At 43.7% G+C, this 11,811-nt stretch carries 7 protein-coding genes; 4 read left to right on the top strand and 3 right to left on the bottom strand.

Translation table 11 applies throughout. The features are described 5' to 3' along the window. Positions 1-3: 3 nt before the first annotated feature. The 3 genes from rfbD to RDN93_RS05450 are packed head-to-tail and all read right to left on the bottom strand — an operon-like array spanning position 4 to position 2,062. Complete coding sequence (gene rfbD / locus RDN93_RS05460) at positions 4-852, bottom strand: dTDP-4-dehydrorhamnose reductase (RefSeq protein ID WP_308744559.1); 849 nt, start codon at positions 850-852, stop codon at positions 4-6. Next, positions 853-1,398 carry a DUF4924 family protein gene (locus RDN93_RS05455; RefSeq protein WP_308744558.1) on the bottom strand — a complete coding sequence of 182 codons (546 nt, stop codon included), beginning with the start codon at positions 1,396-1,398 and terminating at the stop codon, positions 853-855. It lies immediately after the preceding gene. Positions 1,399-1,408: 10 nt separating this feature from the next. After that, complete coding sequence (locus tag RDN93_RS05450; RefSeq protein WP_308744557.1) at positions 1,409-2,062, bottom strand: LysE family transporter; 654 nt, start codon at positions 2,060-2,062, stop codon at positions 1,409-1,411. Between the two features lie 583 nt (positions 2,063-2,645). On the opposite strand from RDN93_RS05450, the gene purL reads away from it, so the two are divergent. The 4 genes from purL to RDN93_RS05430 all read left to right on the top strand — a co-directional run bounded on the left by purL (position 2,646) and on the right by RDN93_RS05430 (position 11,809). Beyond that, on the top strand, positions 2,646-6,350 hold the full coding sequence (gene purL, locus RDN93_RS05445; protein WP_308744556.1) for a phosphoribosylformylglycinamidine synthase: 3,705 nt from the start codon (positions 2,646-2,648) through the stop codon (positions 6,348-6,350). 274 nt (positions 6,351-6,624) lie between these two features. Further along, positions 6,625-10,644, top strand: coding sequence for a two-component regulator propeller domain-containing protein (locus tag RDN93_RS05440; protein WP_308744555.1), 4,020 nt, complete (start codon positions 6,625-6,627; stop codon positions 10,642-10,644). Beyond that, a complete protein-coding gene (locus RDN93_RS05435) occupies positions 10,641-11,192 on the top strand; it encodes a chromate transporter (RefSeq protein ID WP_308744554.1) in 552 nt (183 codons plus the stop codon). Before RDN93_RS05440 ends, RDN93_RS05435 begins: the two co-directional genes overlap by 4 nt. Positions 11,193-11,260: 68 nt before the next feature. Further along, on the top strand, positions 11,261-11,809 hold the full coding sequence (locus RDN93_RS05430) for a chromate transporter (protein ID WP_308744553.1): 549 nt from the start codon (positions 11,261-11,263) through the stop codon (positions 11,807-11,809). The last annotated feature ends 2 nt before the right edge of the window (positions 11,810-11,811 follow it).

The following is an 11,811-nucleotide window of genomic DNA, read 5'->3' as shown; positions in this document are numbered from 1 at the left end:
ATATTATAAGGTGTCAATGCATCGTTTCAGACTTTCCTCCCAATGAGGAATCTCGATGCCGAACGTTGTTTTTATCTTTGTCTTATCAAGTACGGAATAGGCGGGACGGTTTGCCTTTGCCGGATATTCCGCCGTATGCAAAGGTCTTACTTTGCATGAGGTGATTCCTGCCAGGCGATGAATAGCCACAGTAAAGTCATACCAGGAGCAGACCCCTTCATTGCTGAAATGATAGATACCACGAACTATACCTTTATTTATAATGGTATAGATGGCTTGTGCCAGGTCGTTGGCATAAGTAGGCGTCCCTATCTGGTCAAAAACGACTCCCAGGCTATCGCGCTCTTTCCCGAGACGAATCATCGTTTTCACGAAATTATTGCCGAAAGTGGAATAGAGCCATGCCGTGCGGATGACGACTGCTTTTTCGCAGTAATTCATCACATCGTATTCTCCTTCCAGTTTTGTAGTACCGTATACGGAATCCGGACAAGGATCACAGTCTTCAGTATATGGGGTATGGGCTGTGCCGTCAAACACATAATCTGTAGAAACCTGTATCATTGCCGCACCATTAAATTGTGCAACGGTTGCCAGAGTTTTCGCAGCTTCGCAATTCAATTTGTAAGCAAGTTCCGCATTGTCCTCCGCTTTATCCACTGCCGTATAAGCCGCACAGTTTACAATCACTTCAATTCGCTTTTCAGCAATATAAGCCCAAACAGCACTTTCATTACAAATGTCGAGTTCCTGTACATCTGTGAAATAATACGTATGTTGCGGGTTCTCTTTTGCAAGCACCTGCATTTCGTTGCCAAGCTGACCGTTGGCACCCGTTACCAAAATTCTCATTTATTCATCAAGTTTTAATTCACCTTTGCGGTCTTTATCATAATAGTTCGCCAACATAGACAGGAAGCTAGTAATGGCTTCCATTGCTTTCGCTGTCCCTTCGCTGATCGTTTTTTTCTGAAGCCGGAGCAAAAGCACTCCATACAAGGCTTCAAAGCAGGTTTCCAATTCCGGTTCATTCTTCTTGCCATTTTTATTCCGCAATTCTACGATAAACGGCAATGCCTTAAAATAGGCGGCACTATAAAAAGGAAATTTAGGAGAAGAAGCCAGCGCGTTATGCAGTTCGGTCAGATTGATAATCACATTCTTATTAATCTGCAAATGTCCCGTTTCACGCACACCTTCCTCGTTCATCATTGTAATCAGGTTTCCATACCATTCCCGCATGGCAGGCTGCCGATCTTCCGGATAGCGGGAAATCACGTTTGCTTCCATCTCTTCCGGTTCACAATGATTGGCGCGGATCAGGTCTTCCTCTTGCCACATATATATAAGGTATTCAGCAATATTCTGCTCTTTCAGTTTTTGTGCAATCTGATTCATAAGCTATCTCCTAATAAATTGACTCTCCCAATAATGTATAAATCAATCCGGCCACGGACACCAGTATCACAATACTGCCAATGACACGGTTCAGTATCCAGATGCCACGCAGATTGAACTTGGTACGCACTTTATTTACGAAGTAGGTGATTCCGAGCCACCAAGTCAATGCTCCCGCAGCGATAGCAAAATATCCCGTTATCTCTTCAAAGACCAGAACGCCCTGCTGCACAAAGGCAAAACGGGCGAAAAGTCCGATAAATAGGAATATGATTAAAGGGTTGGAGAGAGTGACGAAAAATGCAGTAATAAAATTATGGAAATAAGACCCCTTGCTGGACGAAGCCGGACGAATGGAATTCACCGGGTTGCTGCGAAAGGTATATAAACCAAAAAGGAGTAGCATGATACTCCCCAACAGTTGCAGATAGAAAATATTCTTATTGATATAATCGAATACAAAACTCATCCCGTAACCTGTAAGCAAAGCATAAGCTATATCGCTCAAAGAGGCTCCCAGACCTGTCACAAATCCGTACCAACGCCCTTTGTTCAAAGTCCTCTGGATACATAAGACACCCACCGGACCGAGAGGTGCGGACACAACAATGCCAATAATAAAGCCTTTAACTAATATATCGAATATTGTCTCTATCTGAATCATGCCGCAAATATCGCACTTTTTTATGATATGAGGATAGGATATTAACGTTTTTTCCAACGAATCGCCCCCTATTTCATGGAGTAAGAGAAATTTAAAATAAGACTTTGAAAACGCAGGCAGCACAAATTATTCTTTTTGTTCCTAAAATCCAATTCATTGGTGTACGGTTATGAACTAATTTCGAACTTGTGCTAATTTGTCGTTAATACTGAATGAATTTATGATTGATGATGCATGATTTTATTCGTCTGACAATTGTTGCTTTTTCGTCTGACAGTTGTCAGACGGAAGAATAACAGTTGTCAGACGAAAGTTCAACAACTGTCAGACGAATAAATTTATATATAACGGGGATTAAATCATTGCATACTGCCAATCTAATTTTAGAAAAACTAAGATTAGTTCATTTCCGTACCCAAATGAACTAATTTATAAAAAGAAAAGCCGGAAAGATATTTATTTCCGTTTTTTTTCTCACCACCAATGAAATTGCTTATCTTTGCGCCACAGAAAAAGAGAAGAGTTTCTCCTGCAGAGACTTCAATCGTAAAATCGTAAAATCGTAAAATCGTAAATATACAACATGATTCTTTTTTTCAGAACCCCTTCCAAGAGCGTGATTGCCGTAGAGAGCAACCATCAGCTCACCCCTGACGAAAGTAATAAACTCTGTTGGCTTTTTGGCGAAGCCGTGATGGAAAGTGAAGAAAACCTGAAAGGTTGTTTCGTCGGTCCACGCCGCGAGATGATCACTCCCTGGAGTACAAACGCAGTAGAAATCACCCAGAACATGGGACTTGAAGGTCTCAGCCGTATCGAGGAATACTTCCCCGTAAAAGATGAAAACGCTGATTACGACCCGATGCTGCAACGTATGTACAAAGGACTCGACCAAAACGTATTCACAACAAACCGTCAGCCGGAACCGATCATCTACATCGAAGACCTCGAAGTGTACAACGAAAAAGAAGGTCTGGCACTTTCTAAAGAAGAAATGGACTATCTGAAGAAAGTTGAAAACGACCTCGGTCGTAAACTGACTGACTCCGAAGTATTCGGTTTCGCACAAATCAACTCCGAACACTGCCGCCACAAAATCTTCGGTGGAACGTTTATCATCGATGGTGTAGAGCAGGAATCTTCCCTGTTCCAGATGATTAAAAAGACGACACAGGAAAATCCGAATAAAATAATCTCTGCTTACAAAGATAATGTAGCCTTCGCAGAAGGTCCGGTTGTTGAACAGTTTGCTCCGGCAGACCACTCCAAGCCTGATTACTTCCAAGTGAAAGACATCAAGAGCGTTATCTCACTAAAAGCGGAAACACATAACTTCCCCACTACCGTAGAACCGTTCAACGGTGCTTCTACCGGTACAGGCGGTGAAATCCGCGACCGTATGGGTGGTGGCAAGGGCTCATGGCCGATTGCAGGTACTGCTGTCTACATGACTTCTTACCCACGTACCGATGAAGGACGCGAATGGGAAGAAATTCTTCCGGTACGCAAATGGCTGTATCAGACTCCCGAACAAATTCTTATCAAGGCATCCAACGGTGCTTCCGACTTCGGAAACAAGTTCGGTCAACCGCTGATCTGCGGTTCGGTACTGACTTTCGAACACACGGAAAACAAAGAAGTGTATGGTTACGATAAAGTAATCATGCTTGCCGGCGGTGTAGGTTACGGGACACAGCGCGACTGCCTGAAAGGTGCTCCCGAAGCAGGAAACAAAGTCGTAATAATCGGCGGTGACAACTACCGTATCGGACTGGGTGGCGGTTCCGTATCTTCTGTAGATACAGGTCGTTACAGCAGCGGTATCGAGTTGAATGCCGTTCAGCGTGCCAACGCAGAAATGCAGAAGCGTGCCAACAACGTAGTACGCGCACTTTGCGAAGAAGACGTGAATCCTGTGGTTTCTATCCATGACCACGGTTCTGCCGGACACGTAAACTGCCTTTCCGAGTTGGTGGAGGAATGTGGCGGTTTGATTGACATGAGCAAGTTGCCTATCGGTGACACGACATTGTCTGCAAAAGAAATCATCGCCAACGAGAGCCAGGAACGTATGGGGCTGCTGATTAAAGAAGAAGCTATCGAACATGTACGTAAGATTGCTGAACGCGAACGTGCTCCGATGTATGTAGTCGGTGAGACAACCGGTGACCATCGCTTCGCTTTCCAGCAGGCTGACGGTGTACGCCCGTTCGACCTTGCCGTAGAACAGATGTTCGGTTCTTCTCCCAAGACTTATATGATAGACAAAACCGTAGAACGTCATTATGAAATGCCGAAGTACGAATTGTCCAAACTCCATGAATATCTGACGAATGTATTGCAGCTTGAAGCAGTAGCTTGCAAGGATTGGTTGACAAATAAGGTAGACCGCTCCGTAACAGGTAAAGTAGCCCGTCAGCAATGTCAGGGTGAACTTCAGTTGCCGTTGAGCGATTGCGGTGTCGTAGCACTCGACTACCGCGGCGAGAAAGGTATCGCTACTTCTATCGGACACGCTCCGCAAGCAGCATTGGCGAATCCGGCTGCCGGTTCTATCCTTTCCGTTTCCGAAGCATTGACCAACCTCGTTTGGGCCCCGATGGCAGAAGGCATGGACAGCATTTCCCTGTCTGCCAACTGGATGTGGCCTTGCCGCTCTCAGGAAGGTGAAGATGCCCGCCTTTACACAGCAGTCAAAGCATTGAGCGACTTCTGCTGTGCCCTGCAAATCAACGTTCCTACCGGAAAGGACTCTTTGTCAATGACTCAGAAGTACCCGAACGGTGAAAAAGTAATTTCTCCGGGAACCGTGATTGTTTCTGCCGGCGGTGAAGTTTCTGACGTGAAGAAAGTAGTATCTCCGGTATTGGTGAACAACGAAAAGACAACTCTTTATCATATCGACTTCAGTTTTGACGAACTGAAACTCGGCGGTTCGGCTTTTGCACAATCGCTGGGTAAAGTAGGCGACGATGTACCTTGCGTACAAGATGCCGAATACTTCCGTGACGCTTTCCTTGCCGTACAGGAACTCGTAAACAAAGGACTGATTCTTGCCGGACATGATATTTCTGCCGGTGGTCTTATCACTACATTGCTCGAAATGTGCTTCTCCAACGTAGAAGGTGGTATGGAAATCAGCCTTGACAAGATGAAGGAACAGGATATCGTCAAGATTCTGTTTGCCGAAAATCCGGGTATCGTTATCCAGATCAGCGACAAGCACAAAGAAGAAGTGAAGAAGATTCTGGAAGATGCAGGTGTAGGTTATATAAAACTGGGTAAACCGACTGACGAACGCCATATCCTTGTATCTAAAGACGGGGCTACTTACCAGTTCGGCATCGACTATATGCGCGATGTATGGTACTCTTCTTCTTATCTGCTCGACCGCAAACAGTCTATGAACGGCTGCGCCAAGAAGCGTTTTGAAAACTATAAGATGCAACCTGTAGAATTTGCTTTCATGCCCGAATTCAAAGGTAAGTTCTCTCAATATGGTATCGACCCGAACCGTCGTACGCCGAGCGGTATCCGTGCGGCTATCATCCGTGAGAAAGGTACAAACGGCGAACGTGAAATGGCATACTCACTTTATCTGGCAGGCTTCGACGTAAAAGATGTTACGATGACCGACCTTATTAGCGGACGTGAAACACTGGAAGACGTAAACATGATTGTTTACTGTGGTGGTTTCTCCAACTCCGACGTACTGGGTTCTGCCAAAGGATGGGCAGGCGCATTCCTGTTCAACCCGAAAGCAAAAGAAGCATTGGATAAGTATTATGCCCGCGAAGATACACTCTCATTAGGCGTCTGCAACGGTTGCCAGTTGATGATGGAACTCAACCTTATCAACCCGGAACTGAAAAAGCAGGGTAAGATGCTGCATAACGATTCGCATAAGTTCGAATCACGCTTCCTCGGCCTGACTATCCCGACAAACCGCAGTGTAATGTTCGGCTCTCTGAGCGGCAGCAAGCTGGGTATTTGGGTGGCTCACGGAGAAGGAAAGTTCTCTCTGCCGTATGACGAAGATAAATATAATGTAGTAGCGAAGTACAGCTATGATGAATATCCCGCCAACCCGAACGGCTCCGATTATTCCATAGCAGCACTGGCTAGTGCAGACGGACGCCATCTGGCTATTATGCCTCACTTGGAACGTTCCATCTTCCCATGGCAGAACGGTTGTTACCCGGCAGACCGCAAGAACAGCGATCAGGTTACTCCCTGGATCGAAGCATTTGTTAATGCACGTAAATGGGTTGAAGAAAAAATGAAATAAAAACTTCTTTTATATTTCATCCAAGAAAGGCTGGTATTTTTTTGAAATACCGGCCTTTTCTTTTCCTCTTTTTTGCTACCGTAATTCCGTTTTTTGCAACTAAATCTCCATAAATAAACAGCTTATACAAATGGTGGCAAAATACCTGATTCGCTTCACTTTAAGAGCCGTGTTATCTTGCCATAAAATTTTGCAGTATCGAAAATTCTTATTAATTTTGTCAAACTTTCCCCCTCTGAAACAAGATTCAATAACCCTTAAAAGTCCTATTTGTATGAAAAAGTGGATTTTTCTATTATTATTGTTTCCTTTAACCTGTGTCGCTCAGACCTATCAATATCTAGGAGTAGAGGATGGGTTAAGCAACCGGCGAGTTTATTGCATTCAAAAAGATAGAACCGGCTATATGTGGTTTCTAACACACGAAGGTATTGATAGATACAACGGAAAAAGTTTCAAGCGATATAAGTTGATGGATGGTGACACAGAAGTGAATTCTCTGTTAAACCTCAACTGGCTGTACATCAACCAGGATGGAGTCCTGTGGGAAATCGGCAAGAAAGGTAAGATATTCCGATACGACCAGGTGCACGACCGTTTCGAACTTGTCTACAAATTGCCGATAGAGAACTTTCGCGACTTGCCTGCTCCGGTCAGTTTTGCCTGGCTCGACAAAAACAACCATATATGGCTGTGTAACGAAGAAACAATCTTTCTTTATAACACGGAAACCGATCAAGTATGTCCTATCAAGAATGAAATAAAAGAGGAAATCACTGACATTGAGCAGATAGACGAGTCACATTACTTCATTGGCACGGAAATGGGGATACACTATGCCAAACTGGAGAATGACACCCTGGAGCTTATTAATTGCGACAAGCTGGAGAATGTGAAGTTCCAGGTCAGCGATTTACATTTCGACAGAAAGGCCGGCAAACTATTCATAGGAACCTTCCTGCGAGGCATCTTTGTCTACGACATGAGTCTCAAGTCGGTCGTACAACCGAAGAACAACCTGAATGATATCACTATTAATAAATTCAAGCCACTGAACAAGAAAGAATTACTGATAGCTACGGATGGCGGCGGTGTGCACAAAATGAATACCGAAACCTTCCGGATGGATCCATATATCATCACAGACTACAACAGCAATAACAGCATGAACGGCAACAGCATCAATGATATTTATGTGGATGACGAAGAACGGATCTGGCTGGCTAATTATCCCATCGGAGTAACGGTACAGAACAACCGCTATTCCAGTTATAAATGGATAAAGCACTCCATAGGCAACAAGCAGTCCCTAATCAATGACCAAGTGAATGCAATCATTGAGGACCGGGACGGAGATTTATGGTTTGCAACGAACAATGGTATCAGCTTTTTCAATTCAAAGACCGGACAGTGGCGTTCGGTACTCAGTTCTTTCGATAAGTCACAGGAAAATAAGAGTCATATATTCCTCACTCTCTGCGAGGTAGCTCCCGGAACTATCTGGGCAGGCGGTTATTCTTCCGGCGCTTACCAAATAGATAAAAAATCCTTTAGCGTCAGTTATTTCATGCCGCCGCTGTACACCCAAACCAGTATGCGACCGGATAAATACATACGTGACATCCGCATGGATTCACAGGGATACATCTGGTCCGGAGGATTTTACAACCTGAAACGTATCCATCTGAAAACACAGGACGTACGACTTTACCCCGGTTTGAATTCCATTACCGCCATCGTCGAGAAAGATGATAAAAGTATGTGGATAGGTAGCGCCACGGGCTTATATCTGCTGGACAAAGAATCCGGAAAATGGGAACGCATCAAGCTACCGGTAGAATCAACCTATATCTACTCTCTGTATCAGGCAAAAAACGGTTCATTATATATAGGAACGAGTGGTTCAGGACTCTTGATCTATGATTTTAACAAGAAGCTGTTCACTCATTATCACTCGGAAAACTGTGCCTTAATATCCAATAATATCTATACTATATTATCGGATGCGGATGAAGAAATACTGATGGGGACAGAAACCGGATTGACAAGCTTTTATCCTCAAGAAAAGAAATTCCATAACTGGACGGAGGATATGGGATTAATGACTACGCACTTCAATGCACTGGCAGGCGTACTACGCAAAAACAATAACTTTATCTTTGGCAGTTCTGACGGGGCAGTCGAGTTTCATAAAGACATGAAACTGCCCAGAAACTATTCATCCAAGATGATTTTCAGCGACTTCAAACTTTTCTATCAGACTGTTTACCCGGGAGATGAAAATTCTCCGTTAAAAGAAAGTATCAATGATACCAAAGTTCTGAAATTAAAATACAATCAGAATATTTTCTCCCTGCAGGTTTCTTCCATCAACTATGATTATCCTTCCAACATTCTTTATTCCTGGAAGCTGGAAGGATTCTACACAGAATGGAGCAAACCCAGCAGCGAAAATACAATCCGTTACACCAATCTTGCGCCGGGCGCATATACACTGAAAGTACGTACCATCTCCAATGAAGATAAACGAATCGTACTCGAAGAGAGAAGTCTGGATATTATCATTGCCCAGCCTTTCTGGCTGACATTCTGGGCAATGCTATTATATGCAGGCATACTATCCCTCATTGCTGCAATTCTACTGCGTATTTTTATTTTAAGAAAACAGCGTAAAGTCTCCGATGAGAAAATACACTTCTTCATCAATACGGCACATGATATCCGCACTCCATTGACACTCATCAAAGCTCCCTTGGAAGAGCTTCGCGAAAAGGAAGCATTAAGCAAAGAGGGTGTTTCGAATATGAATACGGCTTTACGTAATGTGAATGCCCTGCTACGTCTCACGACCAATCTTATAAACTTTGAACGGGCGGACGTATATTCTTCCGAACTATATATCTCGGAACATGAAATCAATACGTTTATGAATGAAATATTCAATGCGTTCCAGCAGTATGCCAATATCAAACATATCAACTTTACCTATGAAAGCAATTTCAAATACATGAATGTCTGGTTTGACAAGGAGAAGATGGAGTCTATCTTCAAGAACATCATTTCAAACGCATTGAAATATACGCCGGAAAATGGAAACGTGCAGATTTTCGTCTCAGAAACAACCGATTCGTGGAGCGTGGAAGTCAGAGATACAGGCATCGGTATCCCGGCCAGCGAACAAAACAAGCTGTTCAAACTTCATTTCCGTGGCAGTAACACCGTCAACTCCAAAGTGACCGGCAGCGGTATCGGACTGATGCTCGTATGGAAACTAGTCCGGCTGCACAAAGGAAAGATTAATCTGTCGAGCGTAGAGAACCAGGGTTCTGTGATTAAAATCACTTTCCCGAAGAACAGCAAACTCTATCGTAAGGCGCATTTGGCAACTCCAGGCAAACAACAACGTCAGGAAATCAAGACTATCAGCGACGTTCCGCCTCCATCACCCGAGATTTACGAGACTGTACAAAAGAAGAAGAATGCAGACCACCAACGAATCTTAATCGTGGAAGATAATGACGAGTTACGTACCTATCTGTCACAAACATTATCTGATGATTATACCATCCAGGTTTGTTCCAACGGAAAAGAAGCCTTGATAATTATTCCCGAATATAAGCCGGAACTGGTTATCTCCGACATCATGATGCCGGAAATGCGAGGGGACGAATTGTGTAAGGCTATCAAGAACAATATCGAAACATCACATATTCCCGTTATTCTGTTGACAGCCCTCAACAACGAGAAGGACATTCTCTCTGGACTCAACACCGGAGCAGACAAGTATGTGGTGAAACCGTTCAATATCGGTATATTAAAAGCAAATATCTCGAATCTGCTGGCTAACCGCGCGCTTCTGCGCAGCAAGTATGCCAGCCTGGAAGAAGAAGAAGAAGAGGAGCACGATGAAGACTGTATCAATTGCTCACAGGATATTGACTGGAAATTTATCGCAAACGTGAAGAAGAATATAGAAGATAACATCGATAATCCGGCTCTCACAGTAGATGTGCTTTGCAGCCTGATGGGTATGAGCCGCACCAGTTTCTACAACAAATTAAGAGCACTGACCGACCAGTCGCCGGGAGATTATATCCGGCTGATCCGCCTGAAACGTGCCGTAAGATTGCTCAAAGAAGACATACATAGTATAACAGAAATAGCGGAAATGACAGGATTTAGTGATGCCAAATACTTCCGTGAAGTATTTAAGAAGCATTATAATGTAAGTCCCAGCCAATACTTCAAAGAAAAAAAAGCAGTAAATAAAAAAGAAGGAGAAAAAGAAGAATGAATATTTATCTCGAATCATTTGGAATCTTTTTTAAAATCGGCGCTTTTACCATTGGCGGCGGGTACGCAATGGTGCCGTTAATCGAAAATGAAATCGTCACCAAGCGGAAATGGATAGCACAGGAAGACTTTATCGACTTGCTGGCTATCTCCCAATCTGCCCCCGGCATACTGGCGGTTAATATTTCTATCTTTATAGGATATAAGCTACGCGGGATTAGGGGGAGTATTGTCACGGCATTAGGAACGATCTTGCCGTCTTTCATTATTATATTGGCTATTGCCCTATTCTTCCATAGTTTCAAAGACAATCCGATAGTGGAACGCATCTTCAAAGGAATCCGCCCGGCAGTAGTAGCACTCATCGCCGCACCGACTTTTACGATGGGACGGTCGGCGAAAATCAACCGCTATAACCTGTGGATTCCCGTTGTTTCGGCACTGCTAATCTGGCTGTTGGGGTTCTCTCCTATCTGGATTATCATCGCTGCGGGCGTAGGTGGCTTTCTTTGGGGAAAATTTAGAAAAGGCAAAGAAGTTGAGAGTTGAGAATGTAAAGTTGAGAAGGCAAAGATTACACGGATACGCCTAACATTATTATATAAATTATTAATCATATGATTTATCTACAGTTATTCTATACGTTTTTCAAAATCGGGCTCTTCGGCTTCGGCGGTGGTTATGCCATGCTTTCCATGATTCAAGGTGAGGTGGTGACCCGCTATGGATGGGTAAGTTCGCAAGAGTTCACGGATATTGTCGCAATCAGCCAGATGACACCGGGACCAATAGGTATCAATGCGGCAACTTATGTAGGATTCACTTCTACAGGCAGTGTATGGGGGTCTATCGTTGCTACCTTTGCGGTAGTCCTACCCTCTTTTATCTTAATGCTGACCATTAGTAAATTCTTTCTGAAATATCAGAAACATCCGGTAGTAGAGTCTATTTTCAGCGGATTGCGTCCGGCAGTTGTCGGGTTGCTGGCTTCTGCCGCACTGGTATTAATGAACGTAGAGAACTTCGGATCACCTACGGAAGATACTTATTCATTCGTTATCAGTATCATTATCTTCCTGATTGCTTTTATCGGAACGAGAAAATATAAAGCAAATCCGATTCTGATGATTATTGCTTGCGGTATTGCAGGATTGTTGCTTTACTAAAA

It is taken from the genome of uncultured Bacteroides sp., from assembly GCF_902491285.1.
Classification (GTDB): Bacteria; Bacteroidota; Bacteroidia; order Bacteroidales; family Bacteroidaceae; genus Bacteroides.
This window is presented reverse-complemented; position numbering and strand designations above follow the sequence as displayed.

What these genes read in the sequence shown, in the direction of transcription:
- rfbD (WP_308744559.1), bottom strand. Translation starts at nt 852, where the DNA reads ATGAGAATTTTGGTAACGGGTGCCAACGGTCAGCTTGGCAACGAAATG.
- RDN93_RS05455 (WP_308744558.1), bottom strand. Translation starts at nt 1,398, where the DNA reads ATGAATCAGATTGCACAAAAACTGAAAGAGCAGAATATTGCTGAATAC.
- RDN93_RS05450 (WP_308744557.1), bottom strand. Translation starts at nt 2,062, where the DNA reads ATGATTCAGATAGAGACAATATTCGATATATTAGTTAAAGGCTTTATT.
- purL (WP_308744556.1), top strand. Translation starts at nt 2,646, where the DNA reads ATGATTCTTTTTTTCAGAACCCCTTCCAAGAGCGTGATTGCCGTAGAG.
- RDN93_RS05440 (WP_308744555.1), top strand. Translation starts at nt 6,625, where the DNA reads ATGAAAAAGTGGATTTTTCTATTATTATTGTTTCCTTTAACCTGTGTC.
- RDN93_RS05435 (WP_308744554.1), top strand. Translation starts at nt 10,641, where the DNA reads ATGAATATTTATCTCGAATCATTTGGAATCTTTTTTAAAATCGGCGCT.
- RDN93_RS05430 (WP_308744553.1), top strand. Translation starts at nt 11,261, where the DNA reads ATGATTTATCTACAGTTATTCTATACGTTTTTCAAAATCGGGCTCTTC.